The organism is Bacillus sp. J33, assembly GCF_000518885.1.
Lineage (GTDB): Bacteria > Bacillota > Bacilli > Bacillales > Cytobacillaceae > Cytobacillus.
This window is the reverse complement of record NZ_JAEL01000056.1, coordinates 13,482-35,344: the sequence shown is the minus strand read 5'-3', so window position 1 is coordinate 35,344 and position 21,863 is coordinate 13,482. Positions and strand designations below refer to the sequence as shown.

The 21,863-nt window shown below is 40.4% G+C and carries 24 protein-coding genes, 1 pseudogene and 2 riboswitches; of the genes and pseudogenes, 18 read left to right on the top strand and 7 right to left on the bottom strand.

Translation table 11 applies throughout. The annotated features are described in order from the left end of the window. Together L634_RS31295 and L634_RS34680 are read right to left on the bottom strand one after the other, a co-directional pair. Positions 1 to 432, bottom strand: a 432-nt coding sequence (locus L634_RS31295; RefSeq protein WP_232233815.1) for an N-terminal phage integrase SAM-like domain-containing protein, incomplete at its 3' end; no start/stop codon positions are given. Further along, positions 433 to 528: pseudogene (locus L634_RS34680) on the bottom strand (Arm DNA-binding domain-containing protein); the annotation flags it as partial. A gap of 81 nt (positions 529 to 609) precedes the next feature. Between L634_RS34680 and L634_RS34370 the strand changes: the two are divergent. The 4 genes from L634_RS34370 to L634_RS34955 all read left to right on the top strand — a co-directional run bounded on the left by L634_RS34370 (position 610) and on the right by L634_RS34955 (position 3,500). Then, positions 610 to 1,041 (top strand): hypothetical protein, encoded by a 432-nt coding sequence (locus L634_RS34370; RefSeq protein WP_232233783.1) that lies wholly within the window; start codon positions 610 to 612, stop codon positions 1,039 to 1,041. Positions 1,042 to 1,329: 288 nt separating this feature from the next. Beyond that, a riboswitch (cyclic di-GMP riboswitch) is annotated at positions 1,330 to 1,416 on the bottom strand. A gap of 1,068 nt (positions 1,417 to 2,484) precedes the next feature. Further along, positions 2,485 to 3,042, top strand: coding sequence for a CBO0543 family protein (locus L634_RS0116170; protein WP_026583338.1), 558 nt, complete (start codon positions 2,485 to 2,487; stop codon positions 3,040 to 3,042). 64 nt (positions 3,043 to 3,106) lie between these two features. Next, positions 3,107 to 3,304: a hypothetical protein gene (locus L634_RS34790; protein ID WP_332249052.1), complete on the top strand. Its 198-nt coding sequence runs from the start codon at positions 3,107 to 3,109 to the stop codon at positions 3,302 to 3,304. A 55-nt stretch (positions 3,305 to 3,359) separates the two neighbouring features. Then, complete coding sequence (locus tag L634_RS34955) at positions 3,360 to 3,500, top strand: LuxR C-terminal-related transcriptional regulator (protein ID WP_442852705.1); 141 nt, start codon at positions 3,360 to 3,362, stop codon at positions 3,498 to 3,500. Between the two features lie 756 nt (positions 3,501 to 4,256). Here the strand turns inward: L634_RS34955 and sda are convergent. Continuing rightward, positions 4,257 to 4,397, bottom strand: a complete 141-nt coding sequence (gene sda / locus L634_RS32780; protein ID WP_084028920.1) for a sporulation histidine kinase inhibitor Sda — start codon at positions 4,395 to 4,397, stop codon at positions 4,257 to 4,259. A 162-nt stretch (positions 4,398 to 4,559) separates the two neighbouring features. Between sda and L634_RS33895 the strand changes: the two genes are divergently transcribed. Next, complete coding sequence (locus tag L634_RS33895; protein WP_084028919.1) at positions 4,560 to 4,754, top strand: XtrA/YqaO family protein; 195 nt, start codon at positions 4,560 to 4,562, stop codon at positions 4,752 to 4,754. Positions 4,755 to 5,263: 509 nt separating this feature from the next. On the opposite strand, the gene mreBH is transcribed toward L634_RS33895, so the two are convergent. Continuing rightward, positions 5,264 to 6,271: a rod-share determining protein MreBH gene (mreBH, locus tag L634_RS0116155; protein ID WP_026583337.1), complete on the bottom strand. Its 1,008-nt coding sequence runs from the start codon at positions 6,269 to 6,271 to the stop codon at positions 5,264 to 5,266. Between the two features lie 318 nt (positions 6,272 to 6,589). Between mreBH and miaA the strand changes: the two genes are divergently transcribed. The 5 genes from miaA to L634_RS0116130 all read left to right on the top strand — a co-directional run bounded on the left by miaA (position 6,590) and on the right by L634_RS0116130 (position 10,316). Then, positions 6,590 to 7,552: a tRNA (adenosine(37)-N6)-dimethylallyltransferase MiaA gene (gene miaA / locus L634_RS0116150; protein WP_026583336.1), complete on the top strand. Its 963-nt coding sequence runs from the start codon at positions 6,590 to 6,592 to the stop codon at positions 7,550 to 7,552. Positions 7,553 to 7,579: 27 nt separating this feature from the next. Beyond that, a complete protein-coding gene (gene hfq / locus L634_RS0116145) occupies positions 7,580 to 7,813 on the top strand; it encodes an RNA chaperone Hfq (RefSeq protein ID WP_026583335.1) in 234 nt (77 codons plus the stop codon). Between the two features lie 517 nt (positions 7,814 to 8,330). After that, positions 8,331 to 9,281, top strand: coding sequence for a stage V sporulation protein K (spoVK, locus tag L634_RS0116140; RefSeq protein WP_026583334.1), 951 nt, complete (start codon positions 8,331 to 8,333; stop codon positions 9,279 to 9,281). 108 nt (positions 9,282 to 9,389) lie between these two features. After that, positions 9,390 to 9,623 carry a glutaredoxin family protein gene (locus tag L634_RS0116135; protein ID WP_026583333.1) on the top strand — a complete coding sequence of 78 codons (234 nt, stop codon included), beginning with the start codon at positions 9,390 to 9,392 and terminating at the stop codon, positions 9,621 to 9,623. A gap of 261 nt (positions 9,624 to 9,884) precedes the next feature. After that, the gene (locus L634_RS0116130; RefSeq protein ID WP_026583332.1) at positions 9,885 to 10,316 is read left to right on the top strand and encodes a VOC family protein; all 432 of its coding nucleotides are present in this window, start codon (positions 9,885 to 9,887) and stop codon (positions 10,314 to 10,316) included. Between the two features lie 29 nt (positions 10,317 to 10,345). Here the strand turns inward: L634_RS0116130 and L634_RS0116125 are convergent, their stop codons facing one another. Then, positions 10,346 to 10,963, bottom strand: coding sequence for a trimeric intracellular cation channel family protein (locus L634_RS0116125; protein WP_026583331.1), 618 nt, complete (start codon positions 10,961 to 10,963; stop codon positions 10,346 to 10,348). A gap of 471 nt (positions 10,964 to 11,434) precedes the next feature. On the opposite strand from L634_RS0116125, the gene hflX reads away from it, so the two are divergent. The 4 genes from hflX to glnA all read left to right on the top strand — a co-directional run bounded on the left by hflX (position 11,435) and on the right by glnA (position 16,138). Continuing rightward, complete coding sequence (hflX, locus tag L634_RS0116120; protein ID WP_026583330.1) at positions 11,435 to 12,691, top strand: GTPase HflX; 1,257 nt, start codon at positions 11,435 to 11,437, stop codon at positions 12,689 to 12,691. Between the two features lie 13 nt (positions 12,692 to 12,704). After that, complete coding sequence (locus tag L634_RS0116115; protein WP_026583329.1) at positions 12,705 to 13,976, top strand: methionine gamma-lyase family protein; 1,272 nt, start codon at positions 12,705 to 12,707, stop codon at positions 13,974 to 13,976. A 196-nt stretch (positions 13,977 to 14,172) separates the two neighbouring features. Then, positions 14,173 to 14,580 (top strand): MerR family transcriptional regulator, encoded by a 408-nt coding sequence (locus L634_RS0116110; RefSeq protein WP_026583328.1) that lies wholly within the window; start codon positions 14,173 to 14,175, stop codon positions 14,578 to 14,580. Positions 14,581 to 14,803: 223 nt separating this feature from the next. Further along, positions 14,804 to 16,138, top strand: coding sequence for a type I glutamate--ammonia ligase (gene glnA, locus L634_RS0116105; RefSeq protein WP_026583327.1), 1,335 nt, complete (start codon positions 14,804 to 14,806; stop codon positions 16,136 to 16,138). Positions 16,139 to 16,438: 300 nt separating this feature from the next. Continuing rightward, a riboswitch (cyclic di-GMP riboswitch) is annotated at positions 16,439 to 16,525 on the bottom strand. A 143-nt stretch (positions 16,526 to 16,668) separates the two neighbouring features. Here glnA and L634_RS0116095 read toward each other — a convergent pair. Continuing rightward, positions 16,669 to 16,953 carry a DUF4257 domain-containing protein gene (locus L634_RS0116095; RefSeq protein ID WP_026583325.1) on the bottom strand — a complete coding sequence of 95 codons (285 nt, stop codon included), beginning with the start codon at positions 16,951 to 16,953 and terminating at the stop codon, positions 16,669 to 16,671. Positions 16,954 to 17,236: 283 nt separating this feature from the next. Beyond that, positions 17,237 to 17,860 carry a transcriptional repressor LexA gene (gene lexA, locus L634_RS0116090; protein WP_026583324.1) on the bottom strand — a complete coding sequence of 208 codons (624 nt, stop codon included), beginning with the start codon at positions 17,858 to 17,860 and terminating at the stop codon, positions 17,237 to 17,239. A 156-nt stretch (positions 17,861 to 18,016) separates the two neighbouring features. Here lexA and yneA point away from each other — a divergent pair, with 156 nt between their 5' ends. From yneA to tkt, 4 genes are all read left to right on the top strand, one after another. Further along, positions 18,017 to 18,349 (top strand): cell division suppressor protein YneA, encoded by a 333-nt coding sequence (gene yneA / locus L634_RS0116085; protein ID WP_034262792.1) that lies wholly within the window; start codon positions 18,017 to 18,019, stop codon positions 18,347 to 18,349. Positions 18,350 to 18,365: 16 nt separating this feature from the next. Next, positions 18,366 to 19,019 (top strand): YneB family resolvase-like protein, encoded by a 654-nt coding sequence (locus L634_RS0116080; protein WP_026583322.1) that lies wholly within the window; start codon positions 18,366 to 18,368, stop codon positions 19,017 to 19,019. 143 nt (positions 19,020 to 19,162) lie between these two features. Beyond that, on the top strand, positions 19,163 to 19,396 hold the full coding sequence (locus tag L634_RS0116075; RefSeq protein ID WP_026583321.1) for a DUF896 domain-containing protein: 234 nt from the start codon (positions 19,163 to 19,165) through the stop codon (positions 19,394 to 19,396). 237 nt (positions 19,397 to 19,633) lie between these two features. Next, on the top strand, positions 19,634 to 21,640 hold the full coding sequence (gene tkt / locus L634_RS0116070; protein WP_026583320.1) for a transketolase: 2,007 nt from the start codon (positions 19,634 to 19,636) through the stop codon (positions 21,638 to 21,640). Positions 21,641 to 21,863: the final 223 nt, after the last annotated feature.

Sequence of the window (21,863 nt, the reverse complement as noted above, 5' to 3'; positions counted from 1 at the left end):
ATGATATGGAGATTTTTTAGCTGTATCCATGAAGATTTCTACTTCATCTCTTGATAAATAATTGATTTTTTCTTCATCCTCAACTTTGATCGATATCCCTTGATACTTATTATGTGTAACCATTTCTAGTTCAACAGCTTTATTGATTGCNGTACAAAAAATAGAATGAATCGTCTGAATGGTTTTTTTAGCGTATCCTTTTTCAACTAAGGTATTAATAAATTTTTGATATTCTATCCGTGTTAACTGATTCATTTTATAATTTCCAAGGCTTGGGATAATATGATTATTGATATACCAAGATCGATTAAATAATGTTCTTTCTGCGCATTGGGCTCCATAAATTTCTAACCATTCTGTAAGCCAATCCTTTAGTATAGTTTCGCTATTCGCAATAACAGAATGTTGCCGGAGATAAAACTTTTTCTCCACTTCAGCAGCTTCAATCTGTGCCTCTTTTTTCGTTCTAAATCCACTTTTACTTTTTTCTTTCGGTTTTCCAGTAGCAGGGTCTATATATTTAATTCTGTATTGCCATGAATTACCCCTTTTTTGAAACTAGCCATGAATAATCTCACCTCTATATGCTTATATCGGGGAGTTGATTCTATGGGGATCCTTTATGAATCCGTTATGAAGCAGAAAAGGAATATCCTCATCAAGAGATTAGCAGAATTGAATATTTCTAAAACTCAATCGGGAAAGAGAATCCATGAATGCTATTACGAGGAACTTAAATATGAACTTGTAGTTGCGTCTTTCCGTGATATTGACACAGAGGCTGCCGAAAACACCTGGTTTTCTGAAAGGAGAATAAACATGAGCATTACAAATGTTAAGCCGGTTACAAGATGCCCGAAATGTTTGGCCAACGGAATGGTAATAGGACATCGCAATAACATCTTATTGGTGGAATGCAGAGACTGCAACAAGCGTTGGAATACTTACTCTATGACCTGTAAGACTTGTGGAAAGCCCAATTATTACTATGTGGAGGGTCCATACGTGAAATGTTTTTCAGAAAAACACAATGCCGTCTGAAGTTAATAAAATCGATGTGAAGGAGTCTTAGAGTGATGAGCAGATATAATGGCTTTACACTTAGGGCAGGTGACATTATCTACTTTTTTAAATTGAATCTTCTTAAAATCACTTTTTGTAAATGTAGAAAAGACATGGTATTTAACGCCACATAAGCAATAGTTTTGATCCTTAATTACATGTCTTAAACCAGAATCGTTGCTGTTAACTGTCGGGAAAATCATATTTTTCAACCTTTCATAGCTAAAAGTACAGGCAAACTAGAAGGGTAGTGTATAGGTAATATACTTGTGCAACCCGGCTGCTATGACATTAAGCTGTTTTTGGCCCGATGCTTTGCGTCTTTTACTTTCGTAAAATTTGCCCAGAGGAAATACTAGCATAAATTAGATATTGCGTCATGTTTTGTCGTGATTTGTAATTAAAATAAAAAGATATTTACAAAAATAAAAAGACACCCATGAGGTGCCATCCCGAGTACTGTTTAATTTTTCTTTGGCCGATCATAATAAATTGCTATAAAAACACAAATTGCAACAGGAAGCCAGAGTGCAAGGTCCATATATACATCTCCTTTTATAGGGTCTATATATATAACGAATGAGATCAGAAAAAGTTCAGTTTTTTTAAAAGATAATCAAAAGAATTTTCCCAGGCGGTGAGGGAAGAAGCAGTTAGACTTATTCTCCTTAGCCCTTGAAGATCAAATCGCTGATATAAAACAGGGCAAGGAGCTAGAGTTTTTTAGAGGTAAAGGAACGGCATCCGGAAGCATGAGAAGTACCAGGGTGTTTGCTATTACCATTCTGAAGGTTTCTCTGGATACGCTCTTCATATTGATGAAAAGCTAGGATTAGAGGTGTTTGTTTCTAAAATCAATAGATGGCTAGAAGCCGAACAAGAGGATGTATTTTAGAGTGTATCGCATAACATTATTGCTTTGCTTAAATGCTTAATATCAGATTTAATTTGATCCTTAATTTCATCATATGTAGAGAACAAAGCCCATTGCGTAGTGGATGTGTAAGGTTGAAAAGTGGCATGCTCCTTTTGAATACAGGCATATTACCTGTATTGTTCTGTCGGGAGAAGATGTTTAACCAATCAATTTCACAAGACGATAATTCTATAAAATCAAGGTTTATATTAAGCTTAACAGATTAAGATACAAAGAAATTAATAAATCATATGGCATTGTTTGAAGTGTCATTTTTCGTCCTTCATAAATCTCGAATTAGTGATAAAAAACACACAAGATTTATTATCCAAATTAAACAAGAAAGCGAAACCAATTCGACAAAAATGTAATAAAAATGAAATGATTATTTGTGCTAAAATCATGAAATTGTTAATGCAAACCGGGACAGGAAAGAATAATAGGAGATTTAAAATGAAATATTAAGCATAAGAGGTGAAGAAAGGAATGTAAGAGGTGGGTGAATCATGACATTCCATGAAGGATTAAATCAACTTGAAAAGGCTAATAAGATTATTATTGAATCAAATAAATTAATTACCGATGTTAATCTAAACACTTTTTTATTTACTTTAAGTTGGTGGGTAGCATTAGCAATGTTAATTGTTCCCTGGGTTTTGTGGGCGATTTTTCGCAAAAAGGAGAGTTCAGCCCGTCTGTTATATTCGGCATTTATTGTAATGATAATCTCTACAACCATAGATGGATTAGGTGTTGACTTTGGAAAATGGGCTTATCCGGTTAAGGTTATTCCAATACCAACAATCAGCTACTCATTTCGATATGCAGTTGTTCCAGTAACTATTATGTTTTTAATTCAAATTAAACCAAGTATTAATCCAATAATTAAGGCTGTTTTGTTCGGTGTGTTTGGCGCTTATATAGGAATGCCTATTATGTCAATGTTGCACTTATATAAAAAAATTGACTGGGCATATACATATTCCTTTATTATATTAGTTTCACTTTACTTAATTGCCCATTGGTTTAGCAGAAGGAGTAGCTTTGAAAAAATAGTAGAATAATGAAATGAAAAAGTCAGGATCTCTCCCGGCACCCATACTAATTTTACCATGGGAGGGGTCTTGGATGAAAGAAGCTGCCAGCAAACAAATAGAATCCATTCTTAAAGATTATCATTGGATGATGAACTCTATAAAGGTTCTAAGGCACTCAATGAAAGATGCAGGGGAAGGGCTCACAGCTCAATATGGAGATGCAGCTGAGATGCCAAAAGCTAAGGGTACCAAAAATGATCCAGTTTTGAGAGTGTGTACGCAGAGATAGAAGATATTCAGTTATTCATAAGTACGAGGCTAAGATTTCTGTTATTCAGGATTGGATGCATCTCATTTCAGATGATAGAGAAATTGAGGTTCTTCATTGGTTGCTTGAAGGGAAAAGTAATCGTTGGATTGCTATGCATATGGGGTTATCTCACTCCCATATTGGACGTATTAAAGATTCCATACGAAATTGCTAAAGCATAAATCTGCTTGCTAAACTTGAAGGCAGGACGGGGAGGGGGTTAACAAGCTGCGTCCTCTATTTGCATAATAGTAATTTGTGAGGACAAAAATAAAATTGATTTTATTTTGGAAAATCCAACTTAGTATTATAAAACACCTCTTTTTACAAAAAAGGACGCAAAGAGCATAACTTCGAAAAGAGAAAAGTCAAGGCCCTTATTCTGGAGGGTATCATGTCCTATATACATGAAAATATCACGAGTAAGGTGTGAAGTTTTGAAGTAGTCTTAATAGTGGAGGGTAAGCCTTGCTCGGTAACAAAAAAGTTCCCAGATAAAACATGTATAATGCATACTACCCCATATTAACAATAAAAAAGCATATTTGCGTTATGCATTTTAGAGCGAGTAAGGGCTAAAAACTTTCTGACTAAAAAAAGGAGGAACTCCGCCCATTACTCTCTGAATTATCTTGTTCTGTCCTAGCGAAAATATACACTTGACGCCAAATGCGAAAAATTAATTTGACTCTCAACCAGTTAATTTAAACTTAGCACATATTGGAAGGGTATTAGAGTAAATATATTGCTAAATTTTTGGATAAGAGGATCTGTTACGTTGCAGTAAACTGGAATGAACATCCTTTTAGATACAAAATGGACACCTAGTTGGATTCGCAGAGATATTCGTTTTCTTAAAAGAACAAGGCCCATTTCGTGCTGCAGGTGGATGATGGAGAAGTGGCCCTGCTCTTTTTAAATAGAGACATTGTCATAATCTAGACTGTTCAACCGGGAGAAGATGTTGAATATTTCTTCGTTTAATTTCACAATACAATAATTCTATAAAAGCAAGGTTTATATTAAGCTTGACAGCATTAAGATACGAAGAAATTAATAACTCATCTGACATTGTTTGAAGTGTCACTTTTCGCCCTCCTTAAATCTCGAAATGATGATAAGAAACACACAAGATTTATTATCTAAATTAATACAATAAAGCGAAACCGTTTCGACAAAACTGTAATGAAAATGACACAATTAATATTTTTTATATGAGGGATCCACATAGAGGCTGCAATATATAAAAATAGATCCTGGTACATTGAAGCTAGAAATTGATATAAGGGAACAAAATGGAAGCTTTGCTGTGGTGGTGTGTAACGGAATGGCTCATTTGACGGAGCTGCCTTCATATAGTGAGACTAAAGTCATTATTCGTCAAGGGATAGTAAAACGAGTTAAGTTTAATGAGGGGGACGAATTTTGAATGAATAGGATAAAGGAATTATTCATTATAAAATTATCAAGTCTATTCGGAACTTTATATGAGTGAACGTACCTATTGCTGGGAAAATTGACAATAATTTAATTATGTAAACTAACTGCCTGGGATTTTTGTAAGACGTGGATCCGATGTTCGAAAATAAGGGATTAAAACCGAAAAGTGGCTGAGTGAAGAGAAAATGGTACTTAATCGAAAATAACAAAATTCCTAAGCTGTCGTCACTATTCCACCTGATTAGTTGCGGTTAGGGTTAATACCTTCAGCCCAATGGCAATAACAAGCCTGATAAGTACCCGTAAAAACCAAATTCTTTAGCTGATCGTCATTCATACAAATGATTAGTTCCGCTCAAAATCAAATTCACGTTTTCATCATCACAATTCCGTCCGATTAGTGGCAATTCCGGTCGTCCACTGGCGGGATTCCTCTCAGATTCATTCGCGCAGAAAAAAGCACCCATTCCGTAAAATGGGTGCTCTGATTCTATAACTTTATCTTACTGCAGTCTGCAGTTTATCAATAAATTTAAGTGCTTTGCCTGTTCCGACTGCTACAGATTCCAGCGGGCTTGGGGCAAGGTGAACTGGTACAACGATTTCCTGTGATAGCCAATCCTGCATGCCATTTAATAGGGCTCCGCCGCCAGATAGAATAACACCGCGGTCTACGATGTCACCGCTTAGTTCAGCTGGGCTGTCTTCTAATGTTGCACGGATTGCTTCAAGGATATGAAGAAGTGACTCTTTGATCGCGTCGCGAATTTCATAGGATGATAATGAAATAGTCTTAGGAAGACCTGTGACAAGGTCACGTCCTCTCACTTCCATTGTTAATTCTTCGTGGTCTACTAAGGCATAGCCAATTTCCATTTTAATTAGCTCTGCTGTTCTTTCACCGATTAGAACATTATACTCTTTGCGGACATACTGAATGATGTCGTCGTCCAATCTGTCACCGCCGATGCGGATAGAATGGCATGCTACAACGCCTCCGAAAGAGATAATCGCAACTTCAGTTGAACCGCCTCCAATATCAACGACAACGTTGGCAACTGGCTCATCAACCGGCATGCCGGCACCGATTGCGGCTGCTACCGGTTCTTCGATTAGATGAACTTTTTTAGCGCCGGCATTGCGAACGGCATCATGAATGGCTCTTCTTTCCACACTTGTAGAGCCAGATGGTGTACACACAACGACATTCGGCTTTCTGATCGCGAATCCTACTTTTTTCGACGCCTTTCTCATTACCTGGCGAAGCATTTCAGTCGTGGTGTCATAATCAGCAATAACGCCATCTTTAAGCGGGCGGATAGCAACGATTCGCCCTGGCGTTTTTCCGATCATTTCTTTTGCTTCTTTACCAACAGCTAACACTTTTTTCGTTTCTGTATCAATTGCTACTACAGATGGTTCATTTAGAATAATTCCTTTTGTTTTGCTATATACAAGGATATTAGCAGTCCCTAAGTCAATTCCAATTTCAGATGTATTTAACATAGATTATTCACCCAATTCTCCATTTATATTGTCACAATACAACCTTCTAATAAATTAACATGAATAAGGGGGCCAACCTTTAATTGTTATAAAAACGTTAAAAAAATGTAATCTTTTATGAAAATTTTAGGAAACTTGTCGAATAGGTATGGGTAAATTTGTTCATACTGCTTAAATGTTCTGTTTTTATAAAGAATGGGAAGATGATACCTGAAAATTTTTCCTTCTTTATGGTAGGATAATAAAGTGAAACTTCCATCAGGGAGTTGCTGCCCGTAAATGCGGGGTAAAAACAACGGCAGTAAAGGCAGTGAACAAATGAGTGAAAAAGAAAAGCTTGTAGTGCTGATTGGGCCTACAGCAGTTGGAAAAACAAAATTAAGCATTCTTCTTGCCAAAAAGTTCAATGCTGAAGTTATCAGCGGCGATTCCATGCAGATTTATAAGAGTATGGATATAGGAACCGCCAAGATTACAGAAGAAGAAATGGAAGGGATTCCACATCATTTGATTGACATCAAACATCCAGAAGAACCTTTTTCAGCAGCTGAATTTCAGGAGTTGGTCCGAAGCAAAATCTCGGAAATCATTTCAAGAGGCAAACTCCCAATGATCGTAGGGGGCACAGGATTGTATATCCAGTCAGTCATTTACGATTACCAATTTTCTGAGGCTCCTTCAGATGATGATTTCAGACAGACTTTGGAGGAACGGGCGGAAAGGGAAGGCAATGAGGCGCTATATAAAGAGCTGATGGAAATAGACCCGGAAAGCGGAAGCAAAATCCATCCAAATAATATCCGCAGAGTCATTCGCGCATTGGAGATTTATCATTGTACAGGCAAAGCAATGTCCCAGTTTCAGGAGAACCAGAGCCCCGAACTCCTCTATGATACAGCATTGATTGGTTTGACGATGGCCCGGGAAAAATTGTATGAGCGAATCAATCTCCGTGTCGACATCATGATGAAACAAGGCTTGCTGGAAGAGGTTAAATCCTTGTTTGACCAGGGATTAAAGGATTGCCAGTCCATCCAGGCCATCGGGTATAAAGAGCTGTATGAATACTTCAATGGGCGTGTTTCCTTGGAAGATGCCATAGGAAATCTGAAGCAAAATTCACGGAGATATGCAAAAAGGCAGCTAACCTGGTTTCGAAATAAGATGAATGTGGAATGGTTTGATATGTCCGATACAGCTGACCCCGATGAGTTTGAAAAAAAATTCGCGGAAATTTCTTCTCATATTGAAGGAAAGCTGAAAATAAAATCGAATACATAATGATAGAGATAAAAGAGGAGGATTATTATGAAATCAGCAATCAATATTCAAGATCAGGTTCTTAACCAGCTACGCAAAGATAATACGAATTGTACGGTATTCTTGTTAAATGGATTCCAAATTAGAGGCCAAATTAAAGGCTTTGATAATTTTACTGTTCTATTTGAATCAGAAGGCAAGCAGCAGCTTGTATATAAGCATGCCATTTCAACATTCGTTCCGCAGCGCAATGTTCAGCTGGATTTGGATAACCAGCAATAAATACAAGTTTTAAAAAGAGGGAGCCCGCTTTGATAGAGCGGGCTATTTTTATGGTGATAAGCATACCGAAGTCAAAAACCTTTAATGAAATGCTGATAGCTTGAATACATATAGGTATGGGAATATGCGCTATTTAGGCGGGGGCTTTATTTTCCTTAACCCCCATGAACGGGCATAATTTCCCCCGCTTCATGGGTTTGGAGAACCAAGAGAAATCTAGCACCGCCCGTAAAAGCCCGGTGATTAAAGCTCAGGCTAAAATGTACGTTATTGTGGCTGCATCTGATTTATCTGGATCGTGCGGGCATTACCTAGCCTAAGCGCTTCGACCGATGGAATTTTCACCTTATTTCTCGGGAAACCGCATGAAACGACACCCCATGGCATTCGCTGCTGAAAAGTGCGGGATTTTGTCGCTGAATAGCCTAATGACTGTATATAACCGGAAATATATAGGCTTTTGTCACAACGATTACTTCAATGCGTATACTGTGCTAAGAATGTGAGGTGATAGCTTTTGGAACAGCCGATTCGCTTGAAAAATAACGGACAGATCAGCATCGTGCTTAATTCACAAAAGCGAAAAACATACACAAAAGAACTTCCTGAATCTAAAGTGGTTCCAAAGGCCATTCCGCCTGAGCATGCAGCCCTAAAGGATATTGAAGAAGAACTTGGCGCTCTTGTGGGAATGGAAGAAATGAAGAAGATGATCAAGGAGATTTATGCCTGGATTTATGTGAATAAAAAGCGGGAAGAAGCCGGGCTAAAAGCAGGGAAGCAAGCACTGCATATGATGTTTAAAGGAAATCCCGGCACTGGCAAAACGACGGTTGCCCGAATAATTGGCAAGCTTTTTCAAAAAATGAATGTATTATCCAAAGGGCATCTGATAGAAGCAGAGAGGGCAGACCTTGTTGGGGAATATATTGGCCATACAGCCCAAAAGACAAGAGACCTGGTGAAAAAAGCAATAGGGGGTATTCTCTTTATCGATGAAGCCTATTCGTTAGGCCGCGGAGGAGAAAAAGATTTTGGAAAAGAAGCCATTGACACACTTGTAAAGCATATGGAAGACCGCCAGCACGAATTTATCCTGATTCTTGCAGGATATTCAAGGGAAATGGACTATTTCCTTACACTGAACCCCGGCCTTCACTCCCGGTTCCCGCTCGTTTTTGATTTTCCGGATTATTCAATTGATCAGCTCATGGAAATTGGACAGCGAATGCTGCAGGAGCGGGAATATACATTAAGCCATGAGTCCGAAAAGAAGCTGAGAGAGCATTTACACCATGTAAAAAATAATCTGAGTCCGAACAGCTTCTCAAATGGGCGCTATATAAGGAACATCATTGAAAAATCCATCCGTGCACAAGCCATGCGCCTTCTTATGCAAAACAGCTATGACCGCCACGACTTAATGACAATCAGGAGCAATGATTTAGTGTTTGAAGAAGACGATTAGGGGAAGATTATGATGTAAAAAGACAGTGGCATGTAGATATTGTTTTTTTACTAAGCCAAAATACCATAAGGGGTATTTTATTAATTTATATGGAGGAGGAATTCAGAGTTGAACGATATTACTGTTTACACAACCAATGTATGTCCTTATTGCACAATGGTAAAAAACTTCTTGGATCAGCAAGGCCTTCCATACAAAGAGGTAAATGTCCAGAATGACCAGCGTGAAGCACAAAAGCTGGTTGAAACAACTGGCCAAATGGGCGTACCGCAGATTAATGTCAATGGAAAATGGGTATTGGGATATGACCCGAACAGCATTATGGCAAATGTAAAGCAATAACGGAGATGGGCCTGTTCACTTGTTGAGCAGGTTTTTTTTTGGAATTATGAACTTTACTAATAAACAGTGAAAATGAGCTAATAAAGTCCCCAACTTAATAAACAAAACTGGAATTTCAGCAAACAAAGTCCCTAATCTGGCGGATAAATACCCAAAATCAGCAAATAAAGGGTAAATATGATTCCGGAAGCGGTTCAGAAAAGAAGGATTGCTGCTACATTTACCGAATATAGTCAAAAAACAATTTGGGAGGCATTCGAAATGGTTCCGCAAAGAGTCAGTTTGGTTACAGTTGGCGCATATGATTTACCCGCTTTAAGAAGGTTTTATCAAAAATTGGGCTGGGAAGAAACCAGCATCAGTTCAGATGATTATGCTGTGTTTAAAACGGCAGGTGTTTTGCTGTCGTTATTTCCTGTTGAAGAATTGGCAAAGGATGCAGGTGTTGAAATTAAGCCTTCATCGGCTGGGTATAACAATATTACGTTGGCTATTAACGTAAATTCTCCTGAACAAGTTGATTCAACGATTGAAAAGATCCGGGAAGCAGAGGGTAAAATTCTTCGTGAACCAAGTGACGCCTTTTGGGGAGGGCGGACAGCTTATTTTGCCGATCCGGAAAATAATTTATGGGAGCTTGCCTGGAATCCTGATTCCGTCTTTGATGAACGGGGAGCGATGCTGTCATTTTAAGAGTCTAAATAAATAACAAAAGCAACGGCCTAAACCGATGCTTTTGTTGTTCCAAGTCTTTTAACCGGAAGCTTCCATTTGTAAGTGTATGATAAAACCCTTAATGCAGTAATAATGATAAACAATGAGTACAGTTCAAATGAAGAAACGGCGATTCCGAGGCCGACAGCAGCACCGCAAAGGATCGCCCAGACCGCATAGATTTCTGATCGCAATACGAGCGGCTTTCTGCGGGCAAGAAGGTCGCGGATAATTCCGCCGCCGCTTCCTGTCAATACTGCTGCTACAATAACAGCACTTAAAGGATGGCTCATATCCGTGGCGTAAAGCGCTCCTTGAATAGCAAATGCGGATAACCCGATTGCATCAAAGAAATTGCCCCATCTTTGCCAGTGTTTAAGCAGGTTGTTTGGGAAAAGCATTACTGCTGTGATGGACAAAAGAGCAATTTGAAAAAATAACCCCTGTTCCCAAAGGGCAGAGACTGGGACACCTATTAATAAATTCCGGATCGCCCCTCCGCCAAAAGCGGTGACAATTCCCAGAATGTATACACCTAAAATATCGTATTCTTCTTCCATGGCAACAATTGCGCCGCTGACTGCAAAGGCAATGGTGCCAATCATACTTAAAACTTCCCACGTCATAAGCATTTCTCCTCTTGTTGAAAATCTCGCAATCTATATATTTACACACTATTAATGTAGGTAAATTCTTTCCAAACAATATGATTTTAACACGGAAAAAAAGAATTACAACACTTTTGTTCAGGATGTTTCGGCTTTTTTACAAAGAAGCTCGAGAAAGCATTACTCAAGCGGGAATAAATAGTATTTGCCCATTTTTTTTGGTATGATGTTAGCAATCAGAAAGCGGGATATAGCTGATCGGAATGATTTGCTTCCGGCTTTCTATAGTATTAAGCTTTTAACTTTAAATTTAAATAACTGTCTAGCTCAGGCGCCATGGCCATTCGCTTCTGAAGTCAAAGAATGGCAGGGCAGGTTTACAGGGAGCGGGTTATGCAAACGGTGCCACAGTACGCGGGGATTTCGTCTGCGTTCCACCAAAGCGCGCCTTTGCGCTTTTTAAATACGTATATGAAAGAGGGATGCTGATTGGAACAAAAGTCAGAATACGAAAAAGTCATTCTTGTCGGCTGCCACACAGATGAAGATGATCAGCGGTTTGAATATTCCATGGAGGAATTGGCATCGCTAACTGAAACGGCAAATGGTGAAGTATTAGCCTCGGTTACGCAAAAAAGGGAACGGATTCATCCGTCTACATATATAGGAAAAGGGAAAGTGGCGGAATTGGCTGCCCTGCAGGAAGAAATGGAAGCTGATATTATCATTTTTAATGATGAGCTTTCACCGAGCCAGGTTCGCAATCTTTCTGCAGAATTGGATGCCAGGATCATTGACCGCACACAGCTGATTCTGGATATCTTTGCCCAGAGGGCACGCTCCAAGGAAGGGAAGCTGCAGGTTGAATTGGCCCAGCTTCAATACCTGCTCCCGCGTCTGGCCGGGCAGGGTGTTCAGCTTTCAAGGCTAGGCGGGGGAATTGGCACAAGAGGTCCAGGTGAAACCAAGCTCGAATCTGATCGCCGCCATATTCGCCGCCGGATCGATGATATTAAGACGCAGCTGTCAGTCATCGTCCAGCATCGGGACAGATACCGTGAGCGAAGGAAGAAAAACAAAGCATTTCAAATAGCGCTGGTCGGCTATACGAATGCTGGAAAATCAACCATTTTTAACAGGCTATCCGAGGCAGAGTCCTATGAAGAAAACCAGCTGTTTGCCACGCTGGACCCGATGACGCGCAAGCTGATCTTGCCTAGCGGATTTATCACCCTTGTTACAGATACCGTTGGATTTATTCAGGATTTGCCGACAACGTTAATTGCGGCATTCCGTTCCACCCTTGAAGAGGTAAGGGAAGCTGATCTTCTCCTTCATGTTGTGGATATGTCCAATCCGGACTATTTCCAGCATGAGCAGACAGTCAATAAACTAATAGAAGATTTGGAAAACGATAAAATTCCGCAATTGACAGTATATAATAAGAGAGATTTAAGGCATCCTGATTTTGTCCCGACAGCCAGAACAGAAACCATCCAAATGAGCGCATTTGATGAAGGGGACCGCAATGAGCTAAAACGCAAAATTGAGCATATGATCCTTGGGATGATGAAGCACTATCATGTAGAAGTGCCTTCAACAGAAGGAAAGCTTCTATCACAGCTTAAGAACGAAACAATTTTGCGCGAGCTGGCGTTCCATGAAGAAAAAGAATTGTATGTCTGCAAAGGCTATTATCTTGAGGACCACGCTATTTCAGGACCTTTAAAGAAATATACCGTATAGTTAGGAGAACAGCATGTTTCAACAGTTATCACAAGGGGGAAAGCTCCAGCCGATTGTAAAGGAAGTGGAGCAGCAAATATCAGAAGTACTGCAAAGCATTGATGAGCGAATTGATGAAAATCAATTCCGTGTATTAAACAGCTTTCAACATTTTAAAGTGAGCGATTCGCATTTTATTCCATCGACCGGATACGGCTACGATGATATAGGAAGAGATACGCTAGAGGAAATATATGCAGATGTTTTCGGCGGGGAAGCCGGGTTGGTACGTCCGCAAATTATTTCGGGCACCCATGCTATCTCCATTGCATTATTCGGCGTTTTGCGCCCTGGTGATGAATTGCTGTATATCACTGGAAAGCCATATGACACATTGGAAGAGATTGTGGGTATACGCGGAACAGGGAACGGCTCTTTAAAAGAATTTGGGATTGGCTACAATAGTGTCCCGCTGACAAAAGAGGGTGCCATTGATTATCCTGCCATTGAAAAAGCCATCAAGCCCAATACGAAAATGATTGGAATTCAGCGTTCCAAAGGGTATGCAACAAGGCCTTCTTTTACAATTGATCAAATCGAAGAAATGATCAGATTTGTAAAGGAGATTAAGCCTAATGCCGTTGTATTTGTAGACAATTGCTACGGGGAATTTGTTGAGGACCGAGAACCATGCCATGTGGGTGCAGACTTGATGGCCGGATCCCTAATTAAAAATCCGGGCGGCGGCATTGCCAAGACGGGGGGCTATATTGTTGGTAAAAAGGAGTGGGTTGAGGCCTGTTCCTACCGGATGACATCACCGGGAATAGGAGCTGAAGCAGGTGCATCCCTTTATAGCCTGCAAGAGATGTACCAGGGGTTTTTCCTGGCTCCGCATGTCGTCGGCCAAGCGCTAAAAGGGGCTGTTTTTACCGCAGCCATGCTCGAACGGATTGGAATGAATTCCAATCCAAGGTGGGACAGCAAAAGGACTGATTTAATCCAATCCGTTCAATTTGATGATCGGGATAAAATGGTGGCATTTTGCCAGGCCATCCAATTTGCTTCGCCTGTCAATTCCCATGTCACTGCATATCCAGCGTACATGCCTGGATATGAGGATGATGTGATCATGGCTGCTGGTACATTTATCCAGGGGGCCAGTATTGAGCTGACAGCTGACGGCCCAATCAGGCCTCCTTATGTCGCTTATGTGCAGGGCGGGCTAACCTACTCCCATGTAAAGATCGCGGTTTGCATTGCTCTAAACCGTTTGCTTGAAAAAGGTTTAATTCAAATAAATTAGGTGAATAGTAAGAAGGACAGCTACTTAGTTAGTTGTCCTTTTCTGTTGCTATTGTTGTTCTTTGAGAATTATATGAAAATATGAAAGGAAAAAATTTTTTGAAAAAATCATGTGATAAAAGCTAACATCTAGTTGACAGATTATCTTACATTACATATAATAAACTCAAGAAGTAATTGAAAAGGGGGAGAAATAGTTGACTGGAAGTGAAATTCGACGTTCCATGCCGCTTTTCCCGATTGGTACTGTTATGCAGCTTACTGACCTGACCGCCAGGCAGATTCGCTACTATGAAGAGCACCAATTAATTTCTCCAGCTAGAACCGACGGAAATAGAAGACTTTTTTCCTTAAATGATATTGATGTCCTTTTGGAAATTAAAGATTTAATTGATCAGGGTGTCAACATGGCCGGAATCAAGCAGCTATTTTTCGTAAAAGAACAGCAAGCAATCACAGAAAATATGAAGAAGCAAGAAGAAAAAGCTAGACGCGATTTATCTGATGAAGAAATTCGGAAGCTCCTTCGCAAAGAAATTGTGCAGGCTGGCCGATTCAATCGTTCATCTCTGCGTCAAGGCAGCATGCACCGCTTTTTCCATTAATAAAGGCTATTTTTAAAGCTCATTGTTGATTTTTGCACTCTGTTGATACGAGCGAAAGGCGAGAGACTCCAGCTTTTAAAACCGAGTCAAAGGAAGGCCCCAAAGGCGTTTAGCGCCGAGGAGCGTCGGACCGCCGAAAGCGACCGCCTAAAGGGAAATCAACAGACAAGTTAACAGAGCAAAAAAATAAAAACACTCATGTAATTTAAGGGAGGAAATACCATTGGCAAAGTACACTAAAGATGATATTAAACGCATTGCAGAAGAGGAAAACGTAAAATTTATCCGCTTACAGTTTACGGATATTCTAGGTACAATTAAAAACGTTGAAATTCCAATCAGTCAGCTTGAAAAAGCGCTTGATAATAAAATGATGTTTGACGGCTCTTCAATCGAAGGCTTTGTACGAATTGAAGAATCCGATATGAACTTATATCCTGACCTTGATACATGGGTGGTATTCCCTTGGACAGCGGAAAAAGGAAAAGTTGCACGTCTAATCTGTGATATCTACAATCCGGATGGAACGCCATTCCTTGGCGATCCACGCAGCAACTTAAAGCGTATCTTAACAGAGATGGAAGAATTAGGATTCTCTGATTTCAACCTTGGGCCTGAGCCAGAATTCTTCCTGTTCAAGCTTGACCAGGCTGGTGAGCCGACTCTTGAACTAAATGATAACGGCGGATATTTCGATCTTGCTCCAACTGATCTTGGTGAAAACTGCCGCCGCGATATCGTGCTGGAGCTTGAAGAAATGGGCTTTGAAATCGAAGCTTCCCACCATGAGGTTGCACCTGGCCAGCACGAAATCGACTTCAAATATGCGGATGCTTTAACAGCTTGTGACCAAATCCAAACGTTCAAGCTTGTTGTTAAAACAATTGCCCGCAAACACGGATTGCACGCAACATTCATGCCAAAGCCATTATTCGGTGTAAACGGATCTGGAATGCACTGTAACGTTTCCTTATTCAAGAATGGCAAAAATGCATTCTTTGAAGAAACTGGCGATCTTCAGTTAAGTGAGACTGCACGCCAATTCATTGCAGGTATCGTAAACCATGCGACTGCATTCACAGCTGTTACAAACCCAATCGTTAACTCTTATAAGCGTCTGGTACCTGGCTATGAAGCACCTTGCTATGTTGCATGGTCTGCACAAAACCGTTCACCGCTTATCCGTATCCCGGCTTCCCGCGGTGTAAGTACACGTGTTGAGGTCCGCAGCGTTGACCCTGCTGCAAACCCATATCTTGCTATGGCTGTACTATTAAAAGCTGGACTCGACGGAATCAAGAACAAAATGACTCCTCCAGCACCAGTTGACCGCAACATCTATGTAATGAACAAGCAAGAACGTGTGGAAGAAGGCATCAAGGATCTTCCGGCTACATTGGCTGCTGCACTTGATGAGCTTAAAAAGGATGAAGTTATGGTTTCTGCTCTTGGGGATCACATCTTCGAACACTTCATTGAAGCAAAAGAAATTGAGTGGGATATGTTCCGTACGCAAGTGCATCCTTGGGAGCGCGAGCAGTACTTGAGCATGTACTAATAAACAATCAAGCCTTGGCCTCTGTGCCAAGGCTTTTTTATGTGCAAAAAATAAAAATCCATCATTGAATGGTGGATTTGCAGTTCGGACAGGTAACAACCTTTTCCGGCTTAAATTTTATCTTTTTAAGGTCTTTCCTGGTGAAGGTGGTAAAGGCATTATATCTGAATCCGCATACACAGGTATTTTGATCCTTTACGATATGCACCAAATTCGACTCTTTGCTGATAACGGTTGGATAAATCATGTCTGCACCCTTCTCATAGCTGTATTAGGCAAATTGGAAGGTATTTATTTTTAAAATGCAGCCCGGCTGCCATGACTTTTTATCGCTTTAGGCCCGTGGCTTTGCGTCTCCCACTTTCGTGAAATTTGCCCAGTTGAAATAATATCATAAAATGGATGAAAAATCATTGATTACCGGAATTTGTAATAGGAAAGCACAGTGATTCAATGAGAAAAGTAACACAAAAAACCCCGTACAGATTAGTGAACGAGGTTTTGTCTATATTTAATTTTCCTGCATCCCTCTATTCTTTATGCCTGATCTTTAAGAATTCGAGACATGTCAGCAGTGCATCTCCTCCAAATCCTGCAATAACCGAAAGGAGTACAACCTTTAAAGTTGATTCAGGATCTGAAGATACGACCAAAAAAACAGCCGCCAAAGCCCCCATGATCACTTCTTCCAGAACCCCAAGATAGATGAATTTCTTAGTCTTGCGAGGTTTTACCATTTTTCCTTCTTTCCGAATATGTCCAACGACACCAACCAGCCCACCAATCAACAAAGCGAAGGTAATGTTCAAAAACATTTTTTCTTCACACTCCTAAAGTCGAGATTTTGGACAAGCGACCTTAGGTTGATTCTCGGTGTATTACCATTATATAGGAAAGTGATATTAATTAGTATGCATAAAAATACCGAATTTTCTGAATCATAAATAGTTAAACATTACTGTAACTTCCTTCCAAATGAAAGGTAACTGATACTATTGTATGAATTTGTTCATAGCACCAGGTAATAAGGCCTGTTCCTGTTTTATTTTTGACAAAAATAAAAAGCAAACAAATATGCTTGCTTTTTGTACATCTATTTTAATGTAAGTGGCGGTATACACCAATAACTTTACCCAGGATGGAAACATTTCGAAGGATGATAGGTTCCATTGTGGAGTTTTCAGGCTGAAGGCGAATGTAATCTTTTTCTTTGAAAAATCTCTTGACTGTCGCTTCATCCTCTTCTGTCATGGCAACCACGATATCTCCATTATTGGCTGTGCTTTGCTGTTTAACAATTACATAGTCTCCGTCAAGAATACCAGCTTCAATCATACTATCTCCCATAATCTCAAGCATGAAAACATGCTCATCAGCTGGAGCCATCCTTTCAGGAAGAGGGAAGTATTCTTCAACATTCTCAATTGCTGTAATAGGCTGGCCTGCTGTAACCTTACCTACAATCGGCACATTCACAGCATTCACTTTTGGGATATGTGAGGACTCGTCTAAATCCAAAATCTCAATAGCTCGCGGCTTGGTAGGGTCTCTTCGGATTAATCCTTTGCTCTCGAGCCTTGCAAGATGCCCATGAACAGTGGAGCTTGATGCGAGCCCGACAGCTTCTCCAATCTCTCGAACAGAAGGCGGATAGCCTCTAAGTTTAACTTCTTCTTTAATAAACTCTAATATATCTTGCTGCCTTTTAGATAATTTCACCATCTTTAACGCACCTCATATGATTTTCTTGTCCTTATTATAGCATCAATTACCAGCACATACAAACATAAGTTCGAATTTTTGTTGACACAAAACAAATGTTCGGTCTATAATAAAAACAACAAATGCGAACATACATTCTAAAAGAGGTGTTATATTATGATGAAAAAATTGTGGAGTTCCTATTCATATGCTATTATTCTTTTCGTTTTAAGCTTGGCTGCATCTTTCATTTTAGTAGTGCAAACGGAAACGCCGGAAAGTGATAATTTTGTTACCGTTACGGTTTCGGAAGGTGATTCATTATGGGCCATCGCTAAGGACTTTTCAGAGGAACATTCAATGTCAGCAGATGAGTTTATCATCTGGGTTGAACAAAACAACGGAATTGCAGGCGGAAGAATTTTTCCGGGAGATGAAATTGTCATTCCCGTTAAAGCGGTTGAATCCGAACCATTTACAGAGCTTGCCAGTTCCGATCTAGATAAATAGTATGTTAGGAGAAATTATGAAAGCAATCATTTACTGCAGGGTAAGCACAACAAAGGATACGCAGGAAACCTCTCTATCCAGGCAGGAAGAAGAGCTGCTGAATCTGGCAAAAAAGAATCATTTTGAAGTAGTTAAAGTGATCCGTGAACAGGCAAGCGGCTATGATCTTGAAAGAGATGGAATACTGGAACTTCTTGATTTAATAAAAGAAAAAGATGTAAATGTCGTCCTGATCCAGGATGAAACAAGGCTTGGGCGCGGCAATGCAAAGATAGCTATTCTGCATTGCATCCTAAAAGAAGAGGTCCTGCTTTATAGCATCTCTAATAACGGGCAGCTTCAGCTTTCTGAATCGGATTCTATGGTTTTGAGCATTGTCGGCATGGTGGAAGAGTATCAAAGAAAGCTGCATAATATAAAAATCAAGCGAGGCATGCAAAGAGCGGTGGATAAAGGGTACCGTCCAGAAAAAAACCTGAGCAACCAAGGCGTAAATGCTGGCAGGGAGAGGATTGAAGTGCCGATCGAGGAGATTGTTCGACTCCGAAAAAATGACCTCACCTTTGCAGAAATTGCTGCAACCTTAAGAGGATTTGGCTATAATATTTCCAAAGCGACCGTACATAGAAGATATAAGGAATATGTTGAATCACTAGCAGAAGAAGAGTAGAGCACTTTACTTGTCAAAAGTGCTCTTTTTTAGTATGATGGCATTTAAGTTTCAGTATAGTTTTTACTTGATGCTTGTTGTATAATAATATTTTCTTCAATAGAGTATCCAAGGGTAAACTTTTGATATAAAGGAGCTTAAGCATGCTGCCAAAAGAAAAACTTGCACGAATTAATGAACTGGCAAAGAAGGCGAAAGAATCCCGTTTAACAGAAGAAGAAGCGAAAGAACAGACGTCTCTTCGCAAGGAATATTTGGAGACATTCCGTTCTTCGATGCTAAACACGCTAAAAGGCGTTACGATTGTTGATCCGAAAGGGAATGACGTAACTCCGAAAAAGCTGAAAGAATACCAAAATAAAAACCGCCTTCATTAATATTGTAATTGTTAGGGATACACTTTTATGTATTCCTTCTTTTAATAGAAAGCGAAGATGATTTTGTTAGGCTAAATGCCGGCAGCCTCCGCTTTTCTTACATATGCCGGCCCTGTTTGTGTCAAAATAGTAAACAAACCGGCATTTTATATCTTTTTCTAACCCTACTGGTTGTGAAAAAAACAGACACCCTATAATATTAAAAGAGTAATAATTACTCTCGAAAGGATGTATTGAATGTTTAATCAAACAGATGAACTTTCCATCAGTTCCATTCGTACTTTATCAATTGATGCTATTGAAAAGGCGAATTCCGGCCATCCTGGCATGCCGATGGGGGCAGCGCCAATGGCTTATACACTTTGGACACGCTTCATGAACCATAATCCGAAAAACCCTGAGTGGTTCAACCGTGATCGTTTCGTCCTTTCAGCGGGACATGGATCAATGCTTTTATATAGCCTGCTTCATCTTTCTGGCTATGATGTATCTATGGATGACATCAAAGAATTTAGACAATGGGGAAGCAAAACTCCTGGTCATCCTGAGTATGGACACACACCTGGCGTTGACGCCACAACAGGCCCATTAGGACAAGGTATTGCGATGGCTGTTGGTATGGCTATGGCAGAACGCCACCTGGCTGCAACTTACAATAAAGACAATTTCAATGTGGTTGACCACTATACATACAGCATTTGCGGAGACGGAGATCTTATGGAAGGTGTTTCTGCGGAAGCTGCTTCCCTTGCAGGGCATTTAAAACTTGGCAGATTGGTTGTTCTTTATGATTCAAATGATATCTCGCTTGATGGAGACCTGGACAAGTCCTTCTCTGAAAGTGTAGAGCAGCGCTTCAAATCTTATGGCTGGCAATACATCCGCGTAGAAGATGGCAACGATCTTCATGAAATTGCAAAAGCCATTGAAGAAGCGAAGCAAGACGAAAACCGTCCAACAATGATCGAGGTTAAAACAGTAATTGGCTACGGTTCACCAAACAAATCAGGTAAATCTGATGTGCACGGTGCTCCGCTTGGTGCTGACGAACTTAAGCTAACAAAGGAAGCTTATAAGTGGACTTTCGAAGAAGACTTCCATGTACCACAGGAAGTATATGATCACTTCAAACAGCAAGTTGCTGAAAATGGCGCGAAAAAGCAGCAGGAATGGGAAGACCTTTTTGCTCAATATAAAGAAGCGCACCCTGAGTTAGGAAAGCAGCTGGAACAGGCAATTAATGGCGAGCTACCTGAAGGATGGGATAAAGACATTCCTGTATATGAAGAAGGAAAGAGTCTTGCTAGCCGTGCTTCTTCTGGAGAAGTGCTAAATGCAATCGCTCAAAATCTTCCTTCATTCTTTGGCGGTTCTGCTGACCTAGCAGGATCCAACAAAACAATGATTAAGGGCACAGGCGACTTCACTCCTGAATCATTTGAAGGCCGCAACATCTGGTTCGGTGTCCGTGAATTTGCAATGGGCGCTGCGCTTAATGGCATGGCCCTTCATGGCGGATTAAAAGTATTCGGCGGAACATTCTTTGTATTCTCTGATTACCTACGTCCGGCTATTCGTCTGGCTGCACTTATGAATCTGCCTGTAACATATGTATTCACACATGACAGTATCGCTGTTGGAGAAGACGGCCCTACACATGAGCCGGTTGAACAGCTTGCCGCATTGCGTGCAATGCCTAACATCTCTGTTGTCCGCCCTGCTGACGGAAATGAAACAGCAGCTGCATGGAAAACAGCCATCGAATCAACAAACAAGCCAACTGCATTAGTATTGACTCGCCAAAACCTTCCTACATTAAAAGGAACAGATGCAGCGGCATACGAAGGCGTTCAGAAAGGTGCTTATGTTGTATCACCGGTGGCAAACGGCAAGGCAGATGTCCTATTGCTAGCTGCAGGATCTGAAGTTGGCCTGGCTGTTGAAGCTCAAAAAGTTCTTGAAGGTGAAGGCATCCATGCATCTGTGGTCAGCATGCCTGCTTGGGACCGCTTCGAAGCTCAATCAAAAGAGTATAAAGAAAGCGTAATTCCTAAGACTGTTAAGAAGAGACTTGCCATTGAAATGGGATCTTCTCTTGGCTGGCACCGCTATGCAGGAGACGAAGGTGACGTTCTTGCCATCGATACATTCGGAGCATCTGCACCTGGAGAAAAGATTATGGCAGAATACGGCTTTACTGTAGAAAACGTTGTAGCACGTGTGAAAGCATTGCTGCAGGGATAATTTTTTGAATTAAGAGGGAGAGCTGAGAGGCTCTTCTTTTTTTGTGTGTGCCAGGCATGGCAACTATCTAGGTGGTGAAAGTCCACTGTGGGGGTATACATCAACCAACCACTAAGGAAGCGCAGGGTACTTACCGTGAGGCAAGGGCTGGAGGAAGCGTGGAATAAAATCTTGGCTCGACGAACAGAAATCTGATACTAAGGCTCTATAAAGGGATGAGATT

Bases quoted from the DNA above. Each gene is read 5' to 3' on its own strand.
- L634_RS34370 (WP_232233783.1), top strand. From the start codon at position 610: ATGGGGATCCTTTATGAATCCGTTATGAAGCAGAAAAGGAATATCCTC.
- L634_RS0116170 (WP_026583338.1), top strand. From the start codon at position 2,485: ATGACATTCCATGAAGGATTAAATCAACTTGAAAAGGCTAATAAGATT.
- L634_RS34790 (WP_332249052.1), top strand. From the start codon at position 3,107: ATGAAAGAAGCTGCCAGCAAACAAATAGAATCCATTCTTAAAGATTAT.
- L634_RS34955 (WP_442852705.1), top strand. From the start codon at position 3,360: ATGCATCTCATTTCAGATGATAGAGAAATTGAGGTTCTTCATTGGTTG.
- sda (WP_084028920.1), bottom strand. From the start codon at position 4,397: ATGTCAGATGAGTTATTAATTTCTTCGTATCTTAATGCTGTCAAGCTT.
- mreBH (WP_026583337.1), bottom strand. From the start codon at position 6,271: ATGTTAAATACATCTGAAATTGGAATTGACTTAGGGACTGCTAATATC.
- miaA (WP_026583336.1), top strand. From the start codon at position 6,590: ATGAGTGAAAAAGAAAAGCTTGTAGTGCTGATTGGGCCTACAGCAGTT.
- hfq (WP_026583335.1), top strand. From the start codon at position 7,580: ATGAAATCAGCAATCAATATTCAAGATCAGGTTCTTAACCAGCTACGC.
- L634_RS0116130 (WP_026583332.1), top strand. From the start codon at position 9,885: ATGGTTCCGCAAAGAGTCAGTTTGGTTACAGTTGGCGCATATGATTTA.
- L634_RS0116125 (WP_026583331.1), bottom strand. From the start codon at position 10,963: ATGACGTGGGAAGTTTTAAGTATGATTGGCACCATTGCCTTTGCAGTC.
- L634_RS0116115 (WP_026583329.1), top strand. From the start codon at position 12,705: ATGTTTCAACAGTTATCACAAGGGGGAAAGCTCCAGCCGATTGTAAAG.
- L634_RS0116095 (WP_026583325.1), bottom strand. From the start codon at position 16,953: ATGTTTTTGAACATTACCTTCGCTTTGTTGATTGGTGGGCTGGTTGGT.
- lexA (WP_026583324.1), bottom strand. From the start codon at position 17,860: ATGGTGAAATTATCTAAAAGGCAGCAAGATATATTAGAGTTTATTAAA.
- yneA (WP_034262792.1), top strand. From the start codon at position 18,017: ATGATGAAAAAATTGTGGAGTTCCTATTCATATGCTATTATTCTTTTC.
- L634_RS0116080 (WP_026583322.1), top strand. From the start codon at position 18,366: ATGAAAGCAATCATTTACTGCAGGGTAAGCACAACAAAGGATACGCAG.
- L634_RS0116075 (WP_026583321.1), top strand. From the start codon at position 19,163: ATGCTGCCAAAAGAAAAACTTGCACGAATTAATGAACTGGCAAAGAAG.
- tkt (WP_026583320.1), top strand. From the start codon at position 19,634: ATGTTTAATCAAACAGATGAACTTTCCATCAGTTCCATTCGTACTTTA.